Below are 23,965 nucleotides of genomic sequence, written 5' to 3' on the forward strand. Positions count from 1 at the left end.
CTCTCAGTTCATCAGGGTGTTCAGTTCGATGATCGGCTGCATCACCGCGAGCACGATCAGGAGCACCAGGCCGCCCATCAGCAGCAGCAGGGCCGGCTCGAGCAGGCTGGTGAGCGCCGTAATGCGGTTCTCGACGTCCTGTTGCTGCAGGCGGGCGGCCCGGTCGAGCATTTCGCCGAGGCGCCCTGTGGCCTCGCCGTTGGCGATCATGTGCAGCAACAGCGGCGGGAACTGGCGTGCGGCGCCCAGCGCGCGCGCGAGCGACTGGCCTTCGCGCACCTGCTCCGTCGCGCCAGCAACCGCCTCCTGCAGCGGCATCAGGCTCAGCACCTTGCGGCCCGCATCCAGCGCCTGCAGCAACGCCACGCCGCTGCCGCAAAGGATGGCGAGCGTGCTCGCCAGGCGGGCCGCTTCGAGGTTGCGCAAGTGGCGCCCGAGCAGCGGCAGCGCCAGCAACCGCGCATGCCAGCGTCGCCGCAGGTCGGGTTGGCGCAATCCGGCCCGTGCGGCCAGCAGCATCCCCAGCAGCATCGGCGGCAGCAACCAGCCCCAGTTGCGCAGCACGTCGCTGACCGCGATCAGGCCGCGCGTCAGCGGTGGCAGTGACTGGCTGCCCTGCTGGAAGACGGTGACCACTTGAGGTACCACGTAGGTCATCAGCCCGGTGACCACCAGCAATGCGACCGCCGCGACGATGGCAGGGTACAGCAGCGCCTGCAGCGTCTTCTGGCGGAGGCTGCCGCGCCGTTCGAGGTAGCCGCCGAGTTGCTCGAGCACGTCCGCCAGACGCCCGGATCGCTCGCCCGCCGCCACGGACGCGCGGTAGATCGGCGGAAACTGTGTGGCGAAGGCCTCGAGTGCAGCGCTCAATGCCATGCCGGACATTACCTCGGCGCGCACGCCTGCAAGCAGGCGTCCGACATCCTGGTTCTCGGCCTGGTCGATCAGCGCCGTCAGCGACTGCTCCACAGTCAGGCCCGACGCCAGCAGCGTCGCCCACTGCCGCGTCAGCAGTGCCAATGCGCCTTCGGCGATGCGCCGCCGGGTGCCACCTTCGCGATGCGCGCTGACCGCGCCGACGTCGAGCGGAAACAGCCCGCGCTCGCGCAACAGGGCGCGCGCGCTGCGATTGCTGTCGGCCTCGAGCACGCCCTGGATCTCGCGCCCTTGCAGGTCCACGGCCCGATAGTGGAAGGCGCTCATTCGCGCGTCACCCTCAACAGTTCCTCGGGCGAGGTGCTGCCGTCCGCGATCAGGCGCAGACCGTCGTCGCGCAGGCCGCGGGCGCCGGCGGCACGCGCCGCGGCACGCAGCACCGCTTCGTCGGCGCGATCATGGATCAGTGCCGTCAGTGCGGCATCGACCGTGATCAGTTCGTGGATGCCGGTGCGGCCGGCGTAGCCGGTGTGGGCGCAGGCGGGGCAGTCGCCGGCGGCCCAGGCGCGCGCCGGCACGTCGGAGCCGAACAGCGCGCGTTCCTCGTCGCCGATCGCGTGCGGGCGGCGGCAGGCCCGGCATAGGCGCCGCAGCAGGCGCTGTGCCAGGACGCCGCGCAGGCTGGAGGCGAGCAGGAAGGGCTCGATACCCATGTCGACCAGTCGCGTAACGGCCGATGCGGCGTCGTTGGTGTGCAGCGTGGCCAGCACCAGGTGGCCGGTCAGGCTGGCCTGCACCGCGATCTGCGCGGTCTCGAGGTCGCGGATCTCGCCGATCATGATCACGTCCGGGTCCTGGCGCAGGATTGCGCGCAGCGCACGGGCGAAATCGAGCTCGATACGCGGATTGACCTGGGTCTGGCCGATGCCGGGCAGGTCGAATTCGACCGGATCCTCGACGGTGACGATGTTCAGGCGGCGGGCGTCCATGCCCTGCAGTGCGGCGTACAGGGTGGTGCTCTTTCCCGACCCGGTGGGGCCGGTCACCAGAACAATGCCGTGCGGCTGGCGCAGCAATGCCTCGAAGCGCGCGCGCGTGTCCTCGGCCATGCCCAGCGACTCCAGCCCGAGACGCGCAGCGCCCTTGTCGAGCAGGCGCAGCACCAGACGCTCGCCATGCGCGGTGGGCAGCGTCGATACGCGCACATCCACCTGGCGGCCGGCCAGGCGCAGGCCGATGCGGCCGTCCTGCGGCAGGCGCTTCTCCGAGATGTCGAGGCTGGCCATGATCTTGATGCGCGACACCACCGCCGCGTGCAGCCCGCGGTGCGGTCGGGCGGCATCGTGCAGCACGCCGTCGCGCCGGAAGCGCACCACCGAGTCTCGTTCGTAGGGCTCGATGTGGACATCCGAGGCGCCGTCGCGCACCGCTTGAGTCAGTAGCGCGTTGATCATGCGGATGACCGGGGCCTCGTCCTGCGAGGCGAGCAGATCTTCGACCGCGGGCAGCTCGCTCATCAGGGCGCCCAGATCCAGTTCCTGACCGATGTCGGCAACGAGTTCGGCAGTGCTGCCGTCCTGGCCGCCATAGTGCTCGGCGAGCTTCGAGTCGAAGCACTCCGCGTCGACGCGGGTCAGCTGCAGCGGGCGGGCCAGCATGCGGCGCACCTCTGCCAGCGCCGACAGGCTCGCGTCGGGCCGCAGCACCAGCTCGGCCGTGTCCTCGGCCGCGCGCGCGAGCAGCACGCCATGCCGGCGTGCGAACGCATAGGGGATCGTCGGGTGCCCGGCTGCGCTCATTGCCAACCGCGCTCCTCGAGCGGTGCCGGCGCCTGGTCGTCCGCCGGCGTGCCGGCCATCCATTCGGCCGGTAGTTCGCGCGTGCGTGGTACAGCTGGCGGCGAGGTCCCGAAGGCGGGCAGCTCCGCTGGCGTCCGCTCGCCGGGCAGCAGCGTGCCGGCGATGCGTTGCTGTTGGCCGACCACGTAGTCGTAGCGCGATGCCGTGAGCCCGGCGTAGCTGTCGGCGTCGCGCAGCACGACCGGGCGCAGGAAGATCACCAGGTTCGTCTTGGTGCGCTTGCGGCCGTTGTACTTGAACAGGTTGCCGGCCACCGGAATGTCTCCGAGCAGCGGCACCTTTTCCTCGTCGGCGCTGTAGCTGTCCTCGATCAGGCCGCCAAGCGCGATGATGGCGCCGTCGTCCACCAGCACGGTCGATTCGATCGAGCGCTTGTTGGTGATCGGCCCGTTGGCGCTGTCTACGCCGCCGACCACGCTCGAGGCCTCATGGTAGATCGCGAGCTTGACCACGCCGCCCTCGGAGACCTGCGGCCGAACGCGCAGCGTCAACCCGACGTCGCGGCGCTCGATGGTCTGGAATGGATTGACCGCACCGCCGCTGCCGCCGGTGTTTGTGAACTGGCCGGTGACGAAGGGCAGGTTGCGGCCGATGACGATCTTGGCTTCCTCGTTGTCGAGGGTGACGAGGTTGGGCGTGGACAGGATGTTCGTCTTGCTGTCGCTCTCGAGGAAGCGTGCGAGCACCGCGAGGCTGGGCACGGTGCCGATGCCGGGCAGGGTCACCGAACCGGTGCCGATGCCGATGTTGATGCCGTTGCCCGGCAGGGTCGGCGTGCCGGCGGCGGCGTTGGTCACCAGGGTCTGAAGGTTGTTGCTGCCGCTGCCGAATCCGGTCAGGCCAATGATCGAGGTCGAACCGCGATTGCTCGCGGCGCCCCACTGCAGGCCCCAGTCGGCCGCACGTTCGGCGGTGATCTCGGCTACCAGTGCCTCGACGTAGACCTGGGCGCGGCGGCGATCGAGCTGCTCGATGACATTGCGCAGGTTGTTGTAGATGGCGTCCGGCGCCGTGATGATCAGTGCGTTGCTCGCCGCGTCGGCCTGGATCATGCTGCCGGCGGACAGGGCCGTGCCCGGCGGTGCGGCCGCGAAGGGGGCCGGTGCCGCAGCGGTGGGTGTCTCGCCGGTCGAATCACCCGAGCGGACCGGTGTGGCCGGGGGTGTCGCAGGTGCCGGAACGGCCATGGCGGCGAGGCCGTTGCCTGCCGCCGGCGCGCTGCCTTCGCTGGCCAGGATGGCACGCAGGGTTTCAGCAACGCGGGTGGCTTCGGCATTGCGCAGATAGACCACGCGGATGTTGCCGCCCGCGCCGGGACGGTCGATCGACGCGACCACCTGGCGAACGGCCGCCAGCCGCGACGGGCTGCCTGCACGCACCAGCAGGCTGTTGCTGTGGGTCTCGGGTACGACGGTTACCTCCTGCAGCGGGTCGGCGGTGCCGCGCCCACCATTGCCCAGCAACCGCATCACGGTTTCGGCCAGGTCGCGCGCCGCGGCGTGCTGGAGGGGGATGACCAGCAGGTCGCCCTGCGGAACGTCGAGCGAACCGATGATCTGGGCGATGCGCGCCAGATTGTCGGCGTAGTCGGTCACTACCAGCGTGTTGGTCGCAGGCAGGGCAGATACGGCGTTGTTCGGACTCACCAGCGGCCGGATTGCGGCAACGAGCCCGGCGGCTGACTCGTGTCGAAGCGAGAACACCTGCGTAACGAGGCCGGTGCCGCGGGGCGTGATGCGACCGGTCGCCACTGGCACTCCGTGCAGCTTGGCATCGGCCTCGGGCACGACGCGTGTGATGCCGCCCGATTCGACAACGGTGTAGCCCTGCAGGCGCAGCGCGGACAGCAGGATGTCGTAGGTCAGGGTGCGTGGCACCGGTGTGTTGGTGACGATGTTCAGGCTGCCCTCGACGCGCGGGTCGATGATGAAGTTGCGCCCGGTGATCTGGCCGACAGCCTTGATGACCGAGGTGATCTCGGCATTGGCGAAATTCAGTTCGACACGGTCGGGATCCACGTTCGCATGCGCGGGGCCGAGCACGAGCAGCGCTCCCGCCAGCAAGGCAAGCGGCAGCCATCGCCGTCGATGGCGTGCGGAGAAATGGGGGCATGGGGCCGGGTGATCGGCGGCGCTGCCAAACGGCAAACTGGGGCGGTGGGGCATCGGTCAGTCTTCTTCGGGTGGTTCCGGGGCGTCGGGGCGCGGGGACAGGCGGCGCTGGGCGCTGGTGTGCAGGGTCAGTTCCAGCCGCTGCGAGCCGGCGCCGAGTTCGACGCGGTCGGGCAGGATGCGCAGCAGTTGCCAGTCCCGTAACACCGTCTCGCCGATGCGGTGCGACACGCTCTGGCCGCCGTGCTCGAACAGAGCGAAACCCGTCCCGCCGGCGAACCCGGTGGCGACGCCGACGAGGGCGATGTCCGAAGGTTTGCCGGGGTGGTCGGCGTTGGTGTCCGCTTGGCTGTCCTGATTCGAGAACAGCTGGCTGTGAGCCACGGCCGTGGCCAGCGCGCGTGGGTCGACGATCTCGCCGGTCGCTGTCGGGTGCGCAGGCTCAGGCAATGGCGCCATCAGTAGCGGGGCGAGCAGTCCGGTGGCCGCAAGTGCCGCGATGGCAATCGCCCACGCCAGTCCGGTGATGACACTGGCGCGCACGTTGGAGGCGCTGGGCGGAGTGATGAAGCGGCGGAAGGACATGCTGGGCCGGCTGTCTGATGAAGCCCGCTTTTTACGACAGTAATGTGACGCTTTTTCGAAGCTGTCATGTTTCGTTCGGGTTACAGCTTGCGCGGCAGGGCGCCGGCCGCGTGTTCGTCCGCGCAGGTGCGGGCAGCGGCCCGAGCACGTACAATCGCGGCCTTCCTCGCCGATGACCAAACCGATCACCGAACCGCCGCGGCCCGATGTCCGACCCCACCCCGATCTTCGCTGCCGACGGCCCGCTCGCCGCTGCCATCCCCGGTTTCCGCGCGCGTCCGCAGCAAATCGAGATGGCGCAGAAGATCGCCGAGGCGATCAAGGCCAACCGCATCCTCGTGGCCGAGGCGGGCACCGGTACCGGCAAGACCTTTGCCTACCTGGTGCCGGCCCTGCTGGCGGGGGGCAAGGTCATCATCTCCACTGGCACCAAGACCCTGCAGGACCAGCTCTTCAACCGCGACCTGCCCACCGTGCGCGCCGCGTTGAAGGTGCCGGTGACGATCGCGCTGCTGAAGGGCCGTGCCAACTACGTCTGCCATTACCACCTCGAGCGTAACGCCCGCGACGGCCGCTTCCTCACCGCGCAGGACGCCGCCGACCTGCGCGCCATCACCCGTTTCGCCAAGCTCACGCAGACCGGCGATAAGGCCGAATGCACCGACGTGCGCGAGGACTCGATGGCCTGGATTGCCGCCACCTCGACGCGCGACAACTGCCTTGGCCAGGACTGCCCCTACAAGGAGGAGTGCTTCGTCATGCAGGCGCGGCGCAACGCGATGGAGGCGGACGTGGTGGTGGTCAACCATCACCTCTTCTTCGCCGACGTGATGCTGCGCGACGAGGGCATGGGCGAGCTGCTGCCGGCGTGCAACGCGGTGATCTTCGACGAGGCCCACCAGCTGCCCGAGACCGCGAGCCTGTTCTTCGGTGACAGCGTGTCCACCGCGCAGGTGCTGGAGCTGGCGCGCGACACCCGCTCCGAGACGGTGTCGGCGGCGCGCGACTGCGTGCCGATGATCGACCAGACGCGCAACCTGGAAAAGGCCGCGCGCGACCTGCGCCTCGTGTTCGGGACCGAGAGCGCGCGGCTGTCGGCCGCGCAGGCTTCCGAGCGCGAGAACTTCGACGCCCAGGTCGAGGCACTGGAAAAGACGCTGGGCGAATTCCACGCCGTGCTGGACACCCAGGCCGAGCGCTCCGAAGGACTCGCCAATTGCCTGCGCCGCACGGAGGAGATGGCCGAGCGCCTTGCCCGCTGGCGCAATCCGGCCGAAACCGATCTGATCCGCTGGGTCGAGGTATTCACCCAGTCGCTGGCGCTCAACGCCACGCCCTTGCATGTGTCGGACGTGTTCAAGCGCCAGCTGGAAGGGCATCCGCGTGCCTGGGTGTTCACCTCGGCGACGCTGGCGGTGGGCAAGGCCGACTTCGGCCACTACTGCCGCGAGCTCGGCCTGGCGTGGATGGATCCGCCGCCGATGACGGCCGTGTGGGGCAGCCCCTTCGACTATGCCGAGCAGGCGCTGCTGTATGCGCCGGCCGGCATGCCCGACCCGAACGCGCCCGACTACACCGAGCGCGTCGCTCGGGTGGCGTTGCCGCTGATCCGCGCCGCCCGGGGCCGCGCCTTCGTGCTGTGCACTTCGCTGCGGGCGATGCGTCGCATCCATGAGCTGATCGTCGACGGCCTGCAGCAGAGCGGCGACGAACTGCCGGTGCTGCTGCAGGGCGAAGGCTCGCGCACCGAGCTGCTCGAACGCTTCCGCCGCCTGGGCAATGCGGTGCTGGTCGCCAGCCAGAGTTTCTGGGAAGGGGTGGACGTGCCGGGCGACGCGCTGTCGCTCGTTGTCATCGACAAGCTTCCCTTCGCGCCGCCCGACGACCCGGTGCTGGCCGCACGCGTTGAGCACATGCAGAAGCAGGGGCTCAGCCCCTTCGTCCACCACCAGTTGCCGCGCACCGTCATCAACATGAAGCAGGGCGCCGGCCGGCTGATCCGCACCGAGCGCGACCGCGGCGTGCTGTGCATCTGCGACCCGCGCATGATCGAGAAGTCCTACGGCAAGGTCGTGTGGCGCAGCCTGCCGCCGATGCGGCGCACCCGCGCCGAGGACGATGCCGTGGCCTTCCTGCAGACCCTGCCGCCGCCGCGGCGCGGCGACTGAGCGTCCCGGCTCAGCCGAGCGGCACGAAGGCGCCGAGGATCAGGCTGAGGGAGGCGACCGTCGTCAACCTTAGACGCAGGGGCAAATACCACGCCGGAAAGGCCATGTGCCGGGCGAGCCGGCGGTCCAGCAGATAGTGCGCCACGAAGCCGAACACCAGCAGCGCGGCGGCCCCTGCGGGGGCGAGCAGCAGCGCCGGCCAGGCGATCAGGGCGGGCACGACGCTCCACACGAGGCAGCGCACGCGCCGGCCCTCTTTCAGCCCCGGTGCGCTCATCGCGAAACCCCAGTGCAGCGCACCGACGAAGCTCAGGATGATCGCTCCGTAGCCATACAGCGCATCGCTCCAGGTCCAGCCGTGGTGATGATCGAGCAGGCTCGCTGGGGCGAGCACGATGAATGGGATCAGGCCACCGTAGCCCAGCCAGGCTGCGGCGCGACGGACGGGGTCGTGGGAAGGCGAGTTCATGGGTGCAAAGGTGTTTGGAGAAGGGGACGGGAGTTCGTTTCTCTCGGAATGCTAGGCAGGGTATCTGTATTTGTCCAGGACAAACATGGTGTATTCTTGCGCTGGCCGGCGGTTCGCGCCGGTACCAGCTTCCGTGCCCGACTTTCCCCCGACACACATTCATGAATCCGAATCCCCGTTACCTCGTGATTGGCGCCGGCCTTGCCGGGCTGTCTGCCGCCCGCATCCTGCGCGAGGCGGGCTTCTCCGTCACTGTCGTGGACAAGAGTCGGGGTGTGGGCGGCCGCATGAGCACCCGGCGCAGCGACGGCTGGGTCTGCGATCATGGGGCGCAGTACTTCACCGCGCGGGACGCGGGGTTTCGCGCCGAGGTGGCCCGGTGGCAGAAGGCGGGCGCGGCTGCTCTGTGGTCGCCGCGGCTCGTGGTCATGGATTCCGAAGGTGTCCGCGCGGCGGGAGAGCGTACCGAGCGCTTCGTTGGCGTGCCGAGGATGACCGCGCCGGCCCGCCTCCTTGCGGAAGGACTGCCGGTGCGTTCCGGGGTGACCGTCACCGGCCTGCGGCGAGAGGGCGCTGGCTGGCGCGTCGTCTGTGCCGAGCAGGGCGAACTCGATGAGACCTTCGATGGCGTGGTTCTCGCGGTGCCCGCCCCGCAAGCCGTGCCGCTGCTCGCGCCAGTGTCTCCCAAGCTGGCGACGGCGGCGTCGCGCGCAAGGATGGAGGGCTGCTGGTCCGTGATGCTGCGCTTCGACCAGGCGCTCGGCCTGCCTTTCGACGCTGCCTTCGTCAATGACGGCCCCTTGCGCTGGGTGGCCCGTAACAGCGGCAAGCCCGGGCGCGAGGGGCAGGAAAGCTGGCTCCTGCACGCCAGCGCGGCGTGGAGCGAAGCCAACCTGGAAGCGGATGCCGACACGGTCGCGCAGGCGCTGATCGATGCCTTCATTGCCCTGGGCGGCGAACTGCCCCAAAGCTGGTCGGCGCACCGCTGGCGCTACGCGATCACCGAATCCGCGGTTGACGGCGGATGCCTGTGGTGTCCCGAACAGGGGCTTGGCCTGTGTGGCGACTGGCTGAACGGCGGCCGGGTCGAGGGGGCGTGGCTCAGCGGTCGTGCGCTCGGTCGCGAGATGGTTCGCAGCTTCCAGGCCCTGGCACGGTAATCGGACGGCAGGGCGGCGAGAAATCAGGGGTAGCGCATGGACTACGGCGTCGTCTGGTTCAAGCGCGATTTCCGCGTCGTCGATCACGCGGCACTCGCGGCCGCCGCCCGCAGGGGACCGGTGCTGTGCCTGTGCGTGGTCGAGCCCTCGCTGTGGGCGCAGCCCGACGCGGCAACCCAGCACTACCACTTCATGCTCGAAGGCGCGCGCGAACTGCATGCCGAATTGCGCCGCCTCGGCGGGCGGTTGCACCTCGTCGTCGGCGACATGCCGGCGGTGCTGGACCGGCTGCACGCACTGGCGCCGTTCTCCACGCTGTATTCCCACGAGGAAACCGGCAACGGCGCCAGCTACGCCCGCGATCGCGCCGTGGCGCGCTGGTGTCGCGAACACGGCGTGCGCTGGCACGAGTTCCCGCAGTTCGGCGTCGTGCGCCGGCTCACGGACCGAGACCGTTGGCAGCCGGCGTGGGAGGCGCATGTCGGCGCACCGCAGGTGCTCCAGCCCGCGCCCGTCTTCGTCCCCTTGCCGTGGCCGGCCGAGCGCGCGCCGGCTGCCGCCTCGCTCGGGCTGCCGGCGGTGGAGCCGGCGCTGCGTCAGCGCGGCGGGCGCGAGGCGGCGCTGGCCTGTCTTCACGACTTTCTCGATGTCCGCAGCGGCCATTACCGGGGCGGCATCTCGTCCCCGCTGTCGGCGCCGACCGCCTGTTCGCGCCTGTCGCCGTATCTCGCGTGGGGCCAGCTCAGCTTGCGTGAGGTGGTGCACGCCACGCGCGAGCGCATCGCCCGCCTGCCCGAGGGCGACCGCCGCCGCGCCGGCCTGTCGGCCTTCGTCAGCCGGCTCTACTGGCACTGCCACTTCATCCAGAGGCTCGAGAGCGAACCGGCGCTGGAGTTCGAGAACCTGCATCGCGGCTACGACGGCCTGCGCGAAAACGACTGGAGCCCGGTGCATTTCGAGGCGCTGGTCGCCGGTCGCACGGGCTGGCCGCTGGTCGATGCCTGCGTGGCGATGCTGCGCGAGACCGGCTGGATCAATTTCCGCATGCGCGCAATGCTGGTTTCGGTCGCCGCCTATCCGCTGTGGCTGCACTGGCGGCCGGTGGGCCTGTGGCTGGCGCGGCAGTTCCTCGACTACGAGCCGGGCATCCACTGGAGCCAGATGCAGATGCAGTCGGGCACGACCGGCATCAACACCACGCGGGTCTACAACCCGATCAAGCAGGCACGCGACCACGATCCGCAAGGCCGCTTCGTGCGGCGCTGGCTGCCGGCCCTGCGCCGCGTGCCGGACACCTGGCTGTTCGAACCCTGGCGCATGCCACCGGACCTGCAGGTGCGCTGCGGCGTGCGCGTCGGCGAGGACATTCCTGCGCCGCCGGTCGAGCTCGAGTCCGCCACCCGCGCGGCCAAGTCCCGCCTGCATGCGCTGCGCGCCCGGCCCGAGGTGCGTGCGGCCAAGGCCGCGATCGTCGAGCGTCACGGTTCGCGCAAGCGGCCGGCGAGGCGGGGCCGTAGGCCGTCCGGCTCTGCTGGGCAACTGCAATTCGAGTTCTGAGGGAGCCACCGTGCGCATGCGCAAGAAATCCGACCTGCCCACCAAGCGCTGCGCCTGCTGCGGTCGCCCCTTCACGTGGCGCAAGCGCTGGGAGAAGGACTGGGACGCCGTGCGTTACTGCTCCGAGCGCTGCCGCCGCGAGCGTCGCGCGGAAGCTCACGGCGAGGAGGTGGGCTGAAGTGGCTCTGCGCACGGTGATCTTCTGGTTCCGAAACGACCTGCGCCTGGCCGACAACCTCGCGCTGCGCGAAGCCTGCGCACAGGCCGATCGGCTGCTGCTGGTGTTCGTCCACGACTCTGGTGAGGACCAGCCGACGCCCTGGGGCTTCGTTCGCCGCGGACCGCATCGAAGGGCGTTCCAGGCAACCGCCCTGGCCGCGCTCGACGAAGCCCTGCATGCTCGCGGCAGTCGCCTGCTGCAGTGCGCCGGGGCGCCGGCGGAGGTGATGGTCGAACTGGCGCGGCGGATTGGCGCAGACACTGTCGTGTGCGAGGACATCCCAGCGCCCGAGGAGCAGGCCGCTGTCGATGCCTTGCGCGCGGCGGGACTGCGGGTGGAGACCGTGTGGCAGTCCAGCCTGCTCGATCCCGCGACGCTGCCCTTCGAGCCGTCGCGGTTGCCGCCGGTGTTCACCGCCTTCCGTCAGGTCGTCGAGGCGGCGGGGTGCGCGCCCGCCGACCCCTTGCCCGCGCCCGTCGTCCTGCCGCCGCTGCCACCAGGGTTCGAGGAGATCGTTGGAGATTCAGCAACGCCAGGTGAGCACCGGCCTGCGCCATCCGGGCTCTCGGGCCTGTCGGCCGCGCAGGCGGCGCAGGCCTCGTTCCCCTACTGGACCCCGGCCTTCGAGGGCGGGGAGCCCGCGGCGCAGGCGCATCTGCAAGGCTATTTCGCGGGCGATCTCGCCCATCGCTACAAGGCCACGCGCAACGGCCTGATTGGCGCCGACTTCTCCAGCAAGCTTTCGCCCTGGCTGGCACAGGGCGCCTTGTCGCCGCGCAGCATCCTCGCCGCGCTGCGTGCATTCGAGGCGCAACACGGTGCGAGCGACGGCAGCTACTGGCTGTGGTTCGAGCTGCTGTGGCGGGACTATTTCCGTTTCCTCCATCTGCAGCACGGGCGGCGCCTGTACCGTGCGAGCGGCATTGCCGAACATGCCGTGCCGCCCGCCCACGATGCCGCGGCCTTCGCGCGCTGGTGCCGTGGCGAAACCGGGCAGCCGCTGGTCGACGCGGGCATGCGCGAGCTGGCGGCCACCGGCTACCTGTCCAACCGCCTGCGCCAGGTCGTCGCCAGCTATCAGGTGCACGACCTCGGCTGCGACTGGCGTGCCGGCGCGGCCTGGTTCGAGGCGCAACTGGTCGATTACGACGTCTGCAGCAACCAGGGCAACTGGTTGTACATCGCCGGGCGCGGCACCGATCCGCGCGGCGGGCGACGCTTCAATCCGGACAAGCAGGCGCAGGAGCATGATCCGGACGGTGTTTACCGCCGCCTCTGGGGCTGCGAGACCGGCGCCTGACAGGCTGCCGCTGGCGTCGCGCGGCCAACTCAGAGGCCGTCGAGATCCTTCAGGATCTGCGCCACCGCAAACTCGAATCGCTTCTGCCGGTCGGCGAGTTCCTTGTTGCGCACTTCGCCGGCCTTCACGATGCTCTGGACGACCTCCGGCAGGGCCGGGTTCTTGTGGATGGCTTCGGCCAGTGCCTTGTCTTCAAGATGGCGCCGGGTTTCCTCGAGCGCAGTCAGTGCCTGCCGGTTGCGCTCCGCCAGACGCTTGCCATGTGCGTTCAGGGCATCGCGCAACTGGGAGACGATCTGGTCGTCGGGGCTTTCCAGCTTGCGCGTGGCCTTCGCGCGCAGTTCGGGCAGTACCGGGAGGTTCAGCAGCGTGCCCTGCGGCACCTTGTCGATCTCGGCCAGTTGCGGGTTGGCCTTCAGGATCGCGTCGACGGCCAACTCGCGCTGGCGTGGGGTCAGCTTGGTGTAGAGCTTGTCGGCGAGGTCGGCGACACTCTTCTCGCCGCGGAAGCTTGCGATGGCCATGAATGTCTCCCTCAGAGGCCGATGATGTTGGTCAGGCTGATGTCGGCCGGCACCGGTGCGCCGGACTGCACGCGGATGTTGCCGCTGCTGGTGTTGCCGATGACGACCGCCTGCTCGCGTTCGGGCAGCAGGTGAAGGGTGTCGGTTTCGTCGGGGCCGCGCAGGTGGTTGTTGCTCGCGTTCAGGCTGCGTCCGCCGATCTGGCCGATGACAGGCCCGCGGCCACCTTCGCCCAGCGCCTCGCAGTGGTTGTCGGCAAACAGGCAGTAGGCCATTTGCAGGCACTGGACCAGGGGGACGGCGCTCTGCTGGCCGCACATGCGGTTGCCGCGGATCGACAGGTTCGAGGGGGCGAGGGCGATCGCCCGCACGCGGTTCGTCGTCAGCAGGTAGGCGCTTTCTGCCGCGGTGGCCAGGTGCGAGATGCCGTAATGGCTCGACGCCGTGGCCAGTTCCCCGGCCGCACCGCGGGGTTCGATGGCGACCAGCAGCGCCCACCATTGCGCCATGACCGGCTTCTGGTCCGGGCCGGAGACGCGGTCGAGCGTGTTGTCGTCGATCGCAACGCGGTCGAAGGGCGGCAGCAGCCGGATCGCGGCGACCGGCCCGCCGATGCGGTCGGGGCCGATGCCGTGAAGGCGGTTGCCGGCGATGCGCAGCTCGCCGATCGCCAGGGCGCGCAGGCCATCAACGCCCGGGCTGTTGGCCGCCTCGCGGGCCACGTCGGCGATCAGGTTGTCGAGCACGTCGCCGCGGGTGATGTCCACCAGCTGCACGCCGGCGAAGCCGCGCTCGGCGTCCTCGAGCAGCAGGCCCAGGCGGCGGAACGCGTTGCCGCGCAGCATCAGGTAGCCGACCGCGCCGCCTTCCTCCATCAGCAGGCCGGCCTGGCCCGTGGCGTCGATGAGGTTGTCGGCGATCAGGGCGTCCTCCACGCGGTGGCGGATTGCGATGCCGTTGCCACGCATCAGGCTCACGCGGTTGGCGACGATGCGCACACGGTCGAGTGCCACCGGGTCCAGCCCTTCCTGCAGTACGATGCCGTTGCGATTGCGGGCGCCCAGACCGGTGATCTCGTTGCGTTCCAGTGCGAGCCCGTCGATGCCGGCACGCACGCCGTCGCCCATTGTGTACATCACGTTGTCGGCCACGCTGACGGACGAGCCGGGCAGCACGCCGCCGGTCGCGACGACGCTGGCATCGGCGCAGAGCAGCATCAGGTTGTGGTCGAGGCGGGTCGTGCCGTAGTGCAGCGTGGTGGCGTCAAAGCTGATGGCGCGCTGGCCGCACAGCAGGATGTTGTCGGTGATGCGCAGCTCGGCGCTCAACAGCTGGCTCTGCCGCTCGCGCGCCAGCGTGGCGATGCCGCGTTCGGCGACGATGGCGCAATCGCAAACGGCGGCCGCCAGCGCGAAGCCGGACAGGCCGATGCCGACACTGGTGCCGTCGCCCACCGCGACACCGAGCACATTCACATGTTCGATGCGCAGATCGACGACATTGTGCGCGGCGATCACCGCGGTCGTGCCCGAATTCCCGCCCGAGCCCAGCGCGCTGAGATTCTCCAGCGCCACGCCGGTGCACGCGCTGATGTCGAAGAGGCTGCCCGGTGCCGCGCCGGTCAGCAGTGTCGCCCAGCCCTGGCCGCGGATGCGCAGCGAACGCGCACCGGAGATCGTCAGCGGCGCGGCGATGCGGAACTCGCCGATGCCCAGGCAGACCGTGCCGCCGTGGTCCTTGATGCTGTCGATGGCCTGCTGGATGGTGGCCGCGCCGCTGTTGTGGCCTTCGGCGCTGACGCACACGCTACAGTCGCAGCCTTCGCCTTCGTGCAGAGGCGGCCACAGGGTACGGCAGTCATCCTCGCCGGACGGGAAGGTGACGACCGCCAGGCGCGCATAGTGATGGTGGATGCCCAGCGGGGGCGCGTGGTCGAGGCGCTCGATGCTGGCGTCCACGGTACGGGCGGCGAACACCCAGTGGTCGCCGCTGCGGAAATGCCCACCGCCGGCGGCCAGGCCGAACTCCACCAGCACGCCGTGTTCGAGGAACAAGCGCGTGCCGGCGGCCGGGATGCGGATCGTGCCGTGGCTCGCGGCGTTGTCCAGGTCCTGGAACACGGTGCCGTCCTCACGCCGAACCGCGCCGGCCTGGTCCCAGCGCCGGACGCGCGTGTTGCGCTGTGCCTGGGTGGCGTGCTGCGCATCGGTGGGGAACATGCCCGCCGGCAGCGGCGTGTCGAATTCCAGCGTGCGCGCGGTGTCATCCACGCCACCCGGTACGCGCAGGCGCCGCATTTCGCCCGGCAGGTTCTTCAGCTCGCGCCAGTCGTCGGTGATCTCCACCCAGTCGCCATCGTTGAAGCGCAGCACATCGTCGCGGCCGACGCTCTCCACCGTGATGCGGGTGCGTGCGGCGTTGATGTGGGTGACGCGCGAGGCCACGGTGGCGTTGTCGCGCGACCACTTGAAGGTCGCCGTGCCGAGTGCGCCACCGGCATGCACTTCGACACGATAGAGCTGGTTCTCCAGTCCGAGATAGCCCGCCGCGGGCGGCACCTCGCAGGGGTTGGGGGTGAAGTCCGGCGTGCCGGTCGTGGTACTCAGGCGTGCGGGCGAGGGCGCGGTGATCGCGGCCCAGCCCGGCACGTCCTCGTCCGCGCTGCTGCAGCCGGCATTGCCGATGTCGGGCAGCAGCTTCACCTGCCAGACCGTCTGCCGACGGCCGGTGGTGTCGACACCCACCGCCTGCTCGATCAGGTCCGGCGCCTGCACCGCGGTCAGGTCGCGCTGCCACACGTCGATATAAACCAGATGGCGGCCCTCCGCGGGCAGGGCCGGCGGGTCGGGGTAGTAGGGCTGGGCGGCATAGTCCACTGCCGTACTGCCGGTGGGCTCCGCCAGGCGGCTGTCCCAGGCGGTTGCGCCGGCGCCGTGGTTCTCTGCCAGCAGGCCGTCGACATAGATGCGCCCGCGCCCGATGGTGAAGCTGCCGCCCGTCGCCTGGATCAGGAAACCGTCGGGCGTGGTGCGCGGCACGACCGAGCCGCCGAAGGTGTCGAGCGTGCCGGCCTGCAGGCGGCGGCCAAGCTGGGCGACCCATTCGTTCCAGTCCGCATCGAGCTGGACGCGGCCCTGCTGCATGATGACGCCCAGGAAGTCGCGGCGGGCGTCGAAGCGGATGCGGCTCAGATCGAAACTCATGATCGGACTCCGTCAGGATTCATGGAACAGGCCGGCGCACAGCCCGACCCGCAGGTATTCAGCCAGCCGGATGCGCAGGTTGGTCTCGCGCTGCGCGGCGTACAGGTGGTGCAGCGCCCCCATCTCGCCCTCGTCGTCCGCACCGCGGCGGATCTCGGCCGGGGTACGGACGGCAAGCTGGGCGTAGGCCGGCGTGCCATAGCGACGCGACACGAACTGTGGCGAGATGCGCTGGTCCGCGGCCGAGGCCGGCTGGCAGCGGTAGCGTTGCGGCACGATGGCGTCCAGCGGCAGCCAGCTGAAGCGGATGCAGCCGGCCTGCTTGCGTGCGGCCCGCACCGGTGCAGGCCAGGTGTCTCCGCTGCCGAGTGCCGCGAACAGGATGCTGTTGGCGACGAGGCCGACCTCGGCGGTGTGCAGCTTGCCGATCACGCTGCAGGCCGCGAGCGAGAGTTCGGCGCCGGGCGAGGCGTCATCCAGCCCGGCGAAGGCGACGCGCGCGCGACCGGTGGCATCGATCACGCTGTCGCTGGCGGTGAAGCGGGCGCGCGGATGGGCACGGATGCCACCGACGATGCTGCGGAGGAGGGTGGTTTCGAGCCCGGCGAGTTCCAGGCGCAGGCTGGCGGTGTCGGGTTGCAGGGGCGTGGCATCCGGCGCCAGGGCGATGCCCGGAACCAGCGTGCAGTGCAGCAGCGTGAGCCGTGCAAGCGCATTGCCGCCCGCGTCCGGCACCACCAGCGGCGCGCCGGTGACGAGCAGACCGTTGAGGGTGCAGGCGGCATTGTTTCCGCCGCGGATCGACAGCCCGCCCACCACCAGCACCGGGCGGAAGCCATTGGCGGCGCGGATCTCGATGCTGCCGTTGGCTGCCACGTCGATCGCCAGTGTCTCGGCGTAGCGGCGGTTGTCGGCGATCTCGACCAGCCCGTTGCCATCGATCTCCGCCAGCGCCGCGGCCAGCGTGGTGTGCTCGGCCGGCACGTGGGCGACGGGGACGCCGCCCGGCGGTGTCGGCAGGCTGTCGCCGCGCTCGTACTCGCCGCCACCGAGTTCGGCGCTGAAACCTTCGCGCCAGTCGAGGCGGACGTCGGCCGGGTCGGGGGCGTCGCCGGGCAGGGCGATACGGCCGAGCTGCGGATCGATCGCGTACACGCCGTCGGGCGGTGGCGTATGGGCCCAGCCGGCGCCGTCGTCGGCCAGGTTGCAGATGCGGATGCGGTCGCGGTCGATGGCGGTCCCATCCACCCACAGCTGCAGCGCCAGCGCAGGGTTGTCGACGGCTTCGCCGGCGCTGGGACGGCTGCCATAGTGGCGACCGAGTTCGACCGCGAGGCGACGGCGCGACAGCGGCCAGGGTACGTTGTCCGGGCCGGCGAGGTGGCTGATGTCGTCCTCGGCCAGGGGGCGGTTGTAGAGCGGCAGGTCGTGGTTCAGCGGGCTGGCACGGTAGCAGCGCACGCCCGCATGGGCCGCGGGGCTGGCGGTGTGCGGGAAGGCCTGGATGCGCCACAGGTGCAGGCCGACATTGGGGATGTTGTAGCGCCCGCCGCCGTGCTCGATGCGGCGCACCTCGACCGTGCGCATGCTGGTGTCGAAGGGCGTGCCGAGCCACTCCAGGGCGCGCCCGCGGCGCAGGTCCGGCGACTGCAGCGCGTGCGGGCGCGGGTGGTTCATGTACTGGGTGGCGGCAAGGCGCTGGAAGTACTCGACCGCGCGCGCGTCCCAGCCGGTGACGTCGCGCGCAAGCTGTTCGAGGACCAGCGCCGTGCCCTTGCGCCGGCGCAATGCGATCGTGTGCGCCACCTCGGCGCGCGGGCTGGCCACTTTCGGCGCCACGCTGTGCAGGCTTTCGTAGCCGATCAGGTCGCCGATGTAGGGCACGACCCAGTCGGCACAGGTCTCGATGAACAGGTCGTCGTAGAGCTGGGCGAGGTTCTCGTCCATCGCGCCGATCTGCTCCGCGAACACGGCGATCAGCGATTCGAGCGGCCCGCGGGCGGCCTTTTCGTTCAGGGCGGCGAGGCGCTGCCGCTCGTCCGCGCTGGGCGCGGCGAGTTCGGCCAGCGCATTGCGTTCCGTGCGTTCGGCCACGGTCAGCAGGCTGTCGCCCATCTGCTGCGCCAGTTCGGCGTCGCGGATGCGATGGATTGCGGGGAGCAGCTCGAACAGGCTGCGGGTGTCGAAGCTCATGGCAGCACCTCCACCTCGAGGCCGTTCGTCGCCAGCGTCAGCAGTTCGGCCGGGGCCGGCACCGCCGTCAGCGAGGGCTGGGGCAGCGTGGCGAACAGGCGCGGGTGTTGGGCGGACGGCTGGCCGCTGCGGTGGAGCCGCGCAACATGGGCCGCCTCGACGCCGCGCACGCCTTGTGCCGCGGCCGCGATCTCGTCGAGCGACACCGTCTGCCCGAAGGCGCGCGCGGCGAAGGCGAAGCGCGCAAGAAGCGCGACGCGCACTGCGGCCACCACCGCCGCGGGTTCGAAGCCGTCGAGGGCGCGTACCAACACGCGGCAGCGGAAGCGGGCGTCGATGTGGTTCTCCAGGCGCAGGGGCACGAGTGGGTCGCCCCAGGTGCGCAGCGCGTCGAAGAGGTGACGGTAGGTGTCACTGTCCGCTTCGACCCGAGCGCCGCCGATGCCGGCAATCGTCACGAAAACCCCGCGCGCCGGGCCCGCAGGAATCCACAGCGCATGCGCCTTGTCGATGCCGGCGAAGGCGCGGGCGAAGTTGGCGTAGTCGGTGATCGACAGCGCGCGATCGAGCGTCAGTACCGTCAGCGGTGCGCTGTCACGCGCGTGGTCGATCGTCTCGGGGTCCTCGCCGCCGCTGGCCGCTTCGGGGTTGCTCGCTTCGCCGACGCCCAGCGGGCGGCTCAGCAGGGTGGTGAGCGTGCCCGCGCCGACATTGCCGCCTGCACCGATGCCCTTGCGGTAGCGCACGCGCACATTGGCCGTGCCGCTCGGCAGGCGCGCGCCCTCGATGCCATCGCCGAACTGGATGTGCGTATGCCCTTCGTCGTCTTCCCAAGTCTCGAAGGCGCGGGCGCCCGCCGACGCGGCGTAGACACTGGCACGTTCGGTCCACAGTACGTCGTCCACACGCAAGGCCAGTGTCGACCGCCGTCCGCTCGGCGTGCTGGCGCTGACGTAGGTCAGCGGGGCCTGCGCCAGGCGGAAGCGCTGGTTCGCATGGCTTGCGTCGCCGTCGCCGAGGATTGCCTCGATGGTTTCGCCATGCGTGGCAGGGGCGACGTTGGCATTGACGCGCAGCGAGGCGCGCGCGAAGACGTGCTTCAGCGGTGCCGCCAGTGTCAGCGTGGTGTCGTCGCGGTCGTGCGTGACCGCGGTGGCCGTATCTGCGATCCACGCGATTTCGGCCACGCGTGCGTCGTCCTTGCGTGCGGGCGCAAGCGCCAGTTCGCTGGCGTTGGCTTCCAGCGTTCCCGCGCGACCGCCGCGGTCCAGCAGGCGCAGACGCAGGCGCGTGGTGGCACGCCCCAGTTGGGCGACGAAGGTCTCGCCATCGAGTGCGACGGCACTGCCACCGATGAGGCGCGCCGCCGCTGCGAGCATGAACAGTTCGTCGCCACCGGACAGCGGCACGGCCGCGCCGTCGTCTGTCGCCAGCACGAGGCTGGCTGCGCCGGCGGCGATGGCGATGCGCTGACGCGTGCCGGATACCGCGATGGCCTGGCCCGGCTGCAATCCCTCGGCGCGCACGCCCAGGGTGAGCAGCTCGTCCTGCACCGGATGGCGCAGCGGACGGGCGTGGGGAGTGAGGCGTTCGCTTTGTGCCAGCACCAGCGTACGGCGTAGCGGGAAACGGCTGGCGGTGAGGTTCTCGGCGGTGTCCGGCGTGATGCGGGTGACCTTGCCCGAAATGCCGAAGGCGTTGCGGCTGCGATGCGCGACCGCACGGACGCGGTAGAGCTCGGTGTAACCCGGCAGGTCCGCGCTGCCTCGTCCGGCCTCGTTCGAAACCAGCGCGATCCAGCTGCCGCCGACGATTTTCGGGTTGTCGGTGTCGAGGTCGAGGGCGGCTGGGTCGAGCGCGAAGTTCTTCCAGTTCCAGTGCGCGCTGCTGGTGTCGATCAACTGCGCGATGTTGGAATCGGCATTGCCGAACAGGTTGGCGTCGGGCGCGTTGTGGCCGAAGAGCGCGGTGCGCTGGCGCAGTGCATGGACCTCCGCGCCGAGGCTGGCCGGGGTCATCGCCGGGAAGGCGCTGCCGAGCGGATGCGTCCACCGCAGGCGGGTGCGGCCGCCGGCAATGTCGGGCTCGACCGCCGACAGGACGCGCACGTCCCAGCGCTCGCTGCCCGGGTCGCGCTGGCGCTCCAGGCCGACGATGAGGATCGCGTCGCCCGGCGACAGCCCGGTGGCGACGCCTTCCAGCCACAGCTCGGTATCGCCGCGCCGGGGCCACCACGCTTCGGTGGTGCGCGCGGGCATCGCGTTCCACTCTGCCCGGGCGCAGATCTCGGCGATGGTCTCGAAGGTCTGCGCGGTCTCGCCCTGGCCGGGCACGCTCTGCACCCGGGTGCCGGCCGGAATCGTGGTGGTCGTTGTGGGCGTCTGGGGTGCCCCCGGCGTGTCCTGCAGGGTGAAGGCGAGATGTGTGCCGGCGGCGACGCCGGGCGCGAGGCGGTAGCCTATGAGTCGCGCCAGTTCGCCCACCGACAGGCGCTCGGTGGCGGTGCGCAGGTAGTGCTCCTGGGCGATGCGCTCGGTGTAGAACGACAGCACGTCGAGCGAGCTCGCCAGCGCGTCGGCCAGCGCGAGCGTGAAGTCGCTCGACTCGCGCGTGCCGAGGCCGGCAAGCGCCGGGTAGTCGGCGCTCGACAGCCGGGCCTGGATCGAGGCGAGGAAGTCGCCGTGGCGCCCGGCGCGGTAACTGATGCTCGGCTGGCCCGGCGGGTTCGCGATGCGTTGCGGCGTGTCGCTGCCCGTGCCGCTGCAGCAGTCACAGCCGGGCAGACGGGAGCGGTCGGTGCTCATCATTTGCCTCCGTGCAGGTCGAGCCGCAGCACGCCGTGCTCCGGGAAGTTGGGGTCGTTGGCCAGCCGTGCGATCTCGAGCCGGCCCAGCGCCATGAAGCCGTCGGCGAGCGGCCGCGGGTCGGCCTGGCCCTGACGCTGGAAGCGCGTGACCTGCACCGAATCCACGCCCGCCACGCTGCGTGCGGCGGCCTGGATCGGGCCGAGGAAGACGGTCTGCCCGAAGCTGAAGTTGTCCGGATGGAAGAGGCCACGGCGGCCATCGGGCAGGTTGCGGCTACCGAGCGCCTGCAGCAGGCCGCGCCGCACGTCGCTGCGGAAGTGCGCGCGATTCACGCAGACGAGCAGGTCGAGTTCGAGCGACACGGGAATCGGCTCGTCGATGCGCAGGTCGTGGCCCGCCATGCGGAAGCGCTCGAGGTGGGCGCGCACGTCGGTGGCGAAGCCGGCATCGACCGCGCGGCCAGCGCGGCGATCGACGGCAATGAACACCGTATGCCAGCTGCCGGTCCAGCGCAGCGTGGCCGTGGCGCGCTGCACATCGTCGAGGCGTTCGGTGACTTCCGCATAGTCGGCCGGGGTGACGGCACGCTGCTGGGTGCGGAAGGCCTGCGGCGCGCCGCGGCGCAGCGCAGCGGCGGTCTCCGGTGCGAGGCCGCCGCGCGCGGGCAGCGGGTTGGTGACCGACCGGATGCGACCCTCGCCGGTCACCGCATGGGCGACGCTGTCGGCGCCGACGTTGCCCTGCGGGCCGTTGCCGATGCGGTAGCGTGCGGTGAAGGCCATCCCGCTGTCGGGCCGGCGACCGTGGACGTCGTCGCCGAAACGCAGGCGGGCGCTGCCATCGTCCTCGGTCTCGAGTACGAAATGGGTATCGGACGCGCGGCTGGCCAGCAGATCGCGCCTTGCGGTCCACGGCCGACCGCTGTCGTCAGCGAGCTCGATCGCGGGCAGTGCATCGGCCGCCCGCCAACGCACGGCCGCTGCAGCGGGCGCATCGGGGTCGAAGGTCACCCGCTCGTGGCGGCTGCCGCCGTCATGTGGCACGACGCGCAGCACCGTGCCCTGGTGCGTGACCGGCCCCTCCGCAAGCTGCGGGCGGAAGCGCGGTGGCAGGGGTTCGGGTTCGATGCGCTGGCAGGCATCGCCCCGGCGTGGCGGATAGTGCAGCCGCGGTGCCGGCACGCGGCCCAGCTGTTCGCCGGCGATGCTGCGGCCGTGGTCCACCAGCAGGTTGTTGCCGAGCGCGATGCTGACCCCGTCGATCTGCCGGCTGCCGTGGGCGGCGTCGGTTTCGCTGGAAAGGCAGAGCGAGAAGGGTAGCGCGTCGTCGGCGTGCCAGCGGATCTCGGTGATCTCGCTGCCGTCGAGCGGATCGGTGAGCGGGTCGCTACCCGCGAACGCCAGCACCACCGTCAGGCGCACCGCGTGGCGGCGGGCGGGGTCGGCATCCTCGGGCAGACCGGTCAGCGGGCCGCAGATCTCCTGGAAGATCAGCAACTCGCCTGCGGCAAGATCGGGATGGTGGCCGCGCAGGGTTGCCGCCGTGGCGCCGGCCGGCAGGCAGCAGCGGGCATCGCCCCAGGTGTAGAGCTCGAAGCGGTTGTGTGTCTCGCGCAGGGTCGGTGCGTGCATCGGCTCGAACACCAGCGGTCTGGCCTGCAGCGCGTTGCGTTCCTCGGGCGAGTCCGCGTCGATGCGAGGCGGTATGCCGGGCACCCGGGTGTAGAAGCGGATGCCGGCTGGCAGTGCGAACGGACCGCCTGCCACGTCCAGATGCAGCCAGCTTCTGGCGTTGCAGCCTTCGTGCAGTGGATAGTCGACCAGCAGCGCGTGGCGGCGCAGGCTGGTACGGCGGCGCGCGGTGCCCAGGTAGGCTTCGGTGGCGATGGCGTCGAGCTGGTAGTGCTGCAGGTCGCCAACGTAGGCGATGAGCTCCGCGAGCGTGGTGGCCAGGTCGGCCGGACTGCGGTCGCGCCAGCCGGGGACCGTGCGGCTCAGGCCGTCGATGAGCAGCCGCCGAAGGCTGGTGTAGTCGCGTGCCAGGTAGTTGAGATCCGGCGCGGGCGGTGCGCCCTGCGGGCAATCGTGCTGCGGCGCGCAGTCGAAGTCGCTCGGGCATTCGACCTTGAAGCGGAAGTCGATGCTCGACAGGCGCGGGTCGAAACCCGGCAGGGGGTGCTCGCTGGCAACACCGAGGACCAGTGCGAGCCGGTAGAGGCTGTGGTCGCCCTCGCTGTTGGTACGCACCAGCAGCACGTGGTCGGCGGCGTCGAGCGTGGTGAAGAAGGCCTGCTCGGCGGCGTTGGCGGCAGGTGGCGGGGTGTCGGCCGCGGCGACCCACTCGACGCCGACCTCGCGGATGCGTTCGCCGCCGTCGATGCGCAGGTTGTCGCGCGTGAGGCCGGCCGGCACCGGCTTCAGCAGCCGGATCATCAGTGTGCGCTGGCGCGGGCTGCCGGCCGGTGCGTCGAGATCGAGCACTTCGAGGTAATCGATGCCGTTCAGCGTGGGGTGCTGGGCGACCGCCGTGCGGCGATTGTCCTCGCAGCAGGTGTAGATCGCGCTCATGCCTCGCCTCCGCGCTGGAAGGTCGCCGACTGGCGGCTTTCGTCACGGCGCACCACGTACTGCACCGTCACCGCGAGCCGCGCATCGACCGCGTCGACCGTGACCGACTCGACGGTGATGAGATCGCCAAGCCACTGCTGCAGGGCGCCGTGTACCAGGAACTGCGTGGTGGCCGCCAGTTCCGGGCTGTTGGGGGCGAACACGAGTTCGCGCAGCCCGCAGCCGAAGTCCGGGCGCATCACGCGTTCCCCCGGTGCGGTGAACAGCACTTGCTCGATCAGGCCGCGTATCCAGGCATCGGCACCATCGGTGCGCGTGGTGCCGCGGCCGTCGAACTGGTAGGGGAAGTGCAGGCGGGTGTCCATG

16 protein-coding genes are annotated in these 23,965 nt (G+C 70.4%); 5 read left to right on the forward strand and 11 right to left on the reverse strand.

Features of this window, described 5'->3' with window-relative positions; all coding sequences use genetic code 11:
• Window positions 1-3: 3 nt before the first annotated feature.
• From gspF to CGK74_RS06085, 4 genes are all read right to left on the reverse strand, one after another.
• Window positions 4-1,203, reverse strand: coding sequence for a type II secretion system inner membrane protein GspF (gene gspF, locus CGK74_RS06070; RefSeq protein ID WP_094267608.1), 1,200 nt, complete (start codon window positions 1,201-1,203; stop codon window positions 4-6).
• On the reverse strand, window positions 1,200-2,675 hold the full coding sequence (gspE, locus tag CGK74_RS06075) for a type II secretion system ATPase GspE (RefSeq protein ID WP_094267609.1): 1,476 nt from the start codon (window positions 2,673-2,675) through the stop codon (window positions 1,200-1,202). The genes gspF and gspE overlap by 4 nt, the downstream gene beginning before the upstream one ends.
• Window positions 2,672-4,777 (reverse strand): type II secretion system secretin GspD, encoded by a 2,106-nt coding sequence (gene gspD, locus CGK74_RS06080; RefSeq protein ID WP_240498640.1) that lies wholly within the window; start codon window positions 4,775-4,777, stop codon window positions 2,672-2,674. The genes gspE and gspD overlap by 4 nt, the downstream gene beginning before the upstream one ends.
• Window positions 4,778-4,903: 126 nt before the next feature.
• Entirely contained in the window at window positions 4,904-5,431 is a 528-nt protein-coding gene (locus CGK74_RS06085; RefSeq protein ID WP_094267611.1) for a type II secretion system protein N, read from the reverse strand.
• 206 nt (window positions 5,432-5,637) lie between these two features.
• Between CGK74_RS06085 and CGK74_RS06090 the strand changes: the two genes are divergently transcribed.
• Window positions 5,638-7,599 (forward strand): DNA repair helicase YoaA, encoded by a 1,962-nt coding sequence (locus CGK74_RS06090; protein ID WP_094267612.1) that lies wholly within the window; start codon window positions 5,638-5,640, stop codon window positions 7,597-7,599.
• 10 nt (window positions 7,600-7,609) lie between these two features.
• Here CGK74_RS06090 and CGK74_RS06095 read toward each other — a convergent pair whose 3' ends face one another.
• Window positions 7,610-8,068: a DUF3429 domain-containing protein gene (locus CGK74_RS06095; RefSeq protein ID WP_094267613.1), complete on the reverse strand. Its 459-nt coding sequence runs from the start codon at window positions 8,066-8,068 to the stop codon at window positions 7,610-7,612.
• Window positions 8,069-8,229: 161 nt separating this feature from the next.
• On the opposite strand from CGK74_RS06095, the gene CGK74_RS06100 reads away from it, so the two are divergent.
• Genes CGK74_RS06100 through CGK74_RS06115 form a run of 4 tightly spaced genes read left to right on the forward strand, consistent with a single transcriptional unit; the run spans window position 8,230 to window position 12,305 of the window.
• Window positions 8,230-9,228 carry an NAD(P)/FAD-dependent oxidoreductase gene (locus CGK74_RS06100; protein WP_094267614.1) on the forward strand — a complete coding sequence of 333 codons (999 nt, stop codon included), beginning with the start codon at window positions 8,230-8,232 and terminating at the stop codon, window positions 9,226-9,228.
• A gap of 36 nt (window positions 9,229-9,264) precedes the next feature.
• Window positions 9,265-10,785 carry a cryptochrome/deoxyribodipyrimidine photo-lyase family protein gene (locus CGK74_RS06105; RefSeq protein WP_094267615.1) on the forward strand — a complete coding sequence of 507 codons (1,521 nt, stop codon included), beginning with the start codon at window positions 9,265-9,267 and terminating at the stop codon, window positions 10,783-10,785.
• Between the two features lie 16 nt (window positions 10,786-10,801).
• Entirely contained in the window at window positions 10,802-10,963 is a 162-nt protein-coding gene (locus CGK74_RS06110) for a DUF2256 domain-containing protein (protein WP_206186194.1), read from the forward strand.
• A gap of 1 nt (window position 10,964) precedes the next feature.
• The gene (locus CGK74_RS06115; protein WP_206186195.1) at window positions 10,965-12,305 is read left to right on the forward strand and encodes a DASH family cryptochrome; all 1,341 of its coding nucleotides are present in this window, start codon (window positions 10,965-10,967) and stop codon (window positions 12,303-12,305) included.
• A 29-nt stretch (window positions 12,306-12,334) separates the two neighbouring features.
• On the opposite strand, the gene CGK74_RS06120 is transcribed toward CGK74_RS06115, so the two are convergent.
• Genes CGK74_RS06120 through CGK74_RS06145 form a run of 6 tightly spaced genes read right to left on the reverse strand, consistent with a single transcriptional unit; the run spans window position 12,335 to window position 23,964 of the window.
• Window positions 12,335-12,829 carry a tail protein X gene (locus CGK74_RS06120; protein ID WP_094267617.1) on the reverse strand — a complete coding sequence of 165 codons (495 nt, stop codon included), beginning with the start codon at window positions 12,827-12,829 and terminating at the stop codon, window positions 12,335-12,337.
• Between the two features lie 11 nt (window positions 12,830-12,840).
• Complete coding sequence (locus CGK74_RS06125; RefSeq protein WP_094267618.1) at window positions 12,841-16,032, reverse strand: DUF6519 domain-containing protein; 3,192 nt, start codon at window positions 16,030-16,032, stop codon at window positions 12,841-12,843.
• A gap of 12 nt (window positions 16,033-16,044) precedes the next feature.
• On the reverse strand, window positions 16,045-18,225 hold the full coding sequence (locus CGK74_RS06130) for a hypothetical protein (RefSeq protein WP_094267619.1): 2,181 nt from the start codon (window positions 18,223-18,225) through the stop codon (window positions 16,045-16,047).
• A complete protein-coding gene (locus CGK74_RS06135) occupies window positions 18,222-21,029 on the reverse strand; it encodes a baseplate J/gp47 family protein (RefSeq protein ID WP_094267620.1) in 2,808 nt (935 codons plus the stop codon). The genes CGK74_RS06130 and CGK74_RS06135 overlap by 4 nt, the downstream gene beginning before the upstream one ends.
• The gene (locus CGK74_RS06140; RefSeq protein WP_094267621.1) at window positions 21,029-23,599 is read right to left on the reverse strand and encodes a putative baseplate assembly protein; all 2,571 of its coding nucleotides are present in this window, start codon (window positions 23,597-23,599) and stop codon (window positions 21,029-21,031) included. The genes CGK74_RS06135 and CGK74_RS06140 overlap by 1 nt, the downstream gene beginning before the upstream one ends.
• Entirely contained in the window at window positions 23,596-23,964 is a 369-nt protein-coding gene (locus tag CGK74_RS06145) for a GPW/gp25 family protein (protein ID WP_094267622.1), read from the reverse strand. The genes CGK74_RS06140 and CGK74_RS06145 overlap by 4 nt, the downstream gene beginning before the upstream one ends.
• Window position 23,965: the final 1 nt, after the last annotated feature.

The organism is Thauera propionica (assembly GCF_002245655.1).
In the GTDB taxonomy this organism is placed as follows: Bacteria; Pseudomonadota; Gammaproteobacteria; order Burkholderiales; family Rhodocyclaceae; genus Thauera; species Thauera propionica.

What these genes read in the sequence shown, in the direction of transcription:
- gspF (WP_094267608.1), bottom strand. Translation starts at nt 1,203, where the DNA reads ATGAGCGCCTTCCACTATCGGGCCGTGGACCTGCAAGGGCGCGAGATC.
- gspE (WP_094267609.1), bottom strand. Translation starts at nt 2,675, where the DNA reads ATGAGCGCAGCCGGGCACCCGACGATCCCCTATGCGTTCGCACGCCGG.
- CGK74_RS06085 (WP_094267611.1), bottom strand. Translation starts at nt 5,431, where the DNA reads ATGTCCTTCCGCCGCTTCATCACTCCGCCCAGCGCCTCCAACGTGCGC.
- CGK74_RS06090 (WP_094267612.1), top strand. Translation starts at nt 5,638, where the DNA reads ATGTCCGACCCCACCCCGATCTTCGCTGCCGACGGCCCGCTCGCCGCT.
- CGK74_RS06095 (WP_094267613.1), bottom strand. Translation starts at nt 8,068, where the DNA reads ATGAACTCGCCTTCCCACGACCCCGTCCGTCGCGCCGCAGCCTGGCTG.
- CGK74_RS06100 (WP_094267614.1), top strand. Translation starts at nt 8,230, where the DNA reads ATGAATCCGAATCCCCGTTACCTCGTGATTGGCGCCGGCCTTGCCGGG.
- CGK74_RS06105 (WP_094267615.1), top strand. Translation starts at nt 9,265, where the DNA reads ATGGACTACGGCGTCGTCTGGTTCAAGCGCGATTTCCGCGTCGTCGAT.
- CGK74_RS06110 (WP_206186194.1), top strand. Translation starts at nt 10,802, where the DNA reads ATGCGCAAGAAATCCGACCTGCCCACCAAGCGCTGCGCCTGCTGCGGT.
- CGK74_RS06120 (WP_094267617.1), bottom strand. Translation starts at nt 12,829, where the DNA reads ATGGCCATCGCAAGCTTCCGCGGCGAGAAGAGTGTCGCCGACCTCGCC.
- CGK74_RS06125 (WP_094267618.1), bottom strand. Translation starts at nt 16,032, where the DNA reads ATGAGTTTCGATCTGAGCCGCATCCGCTTCGACGCCCGCCGCGACTTC.
- CGK74_RS06130 (WP_094267619.1), bottom strand. Translation starts at nt 18,225, where the DNA reads ATGAGCTTCGACACCCGCAGCCTGTTCGAGCTGCTCCCCGCAATCCAT.
- CGK74_RS06135 (WP_094267620.1), bottom strand. Translation starts at nt 21,029, where the DNA reads ATGAGCACCGACCGCTCCCGTCTGCCCGGCTGTGACTGCTGCAGCGGC.
- CGK74_RS06140 (WP_094267621.1), bottom strand. Translation starts at nt 23,599, where the DNA reads ATGAGCGCGATCTACACCTGCTGCGAGGACAATCGCCGCACGGCGGTC.
- CGK74_RS06145 (WP_094267622.1), bottom strand. Translation starts at nt 23,964, where the DNA reads ATGGACACCCGCCTGCACTTCCCCTACCAGTTCGACGGCCGCGGCACC.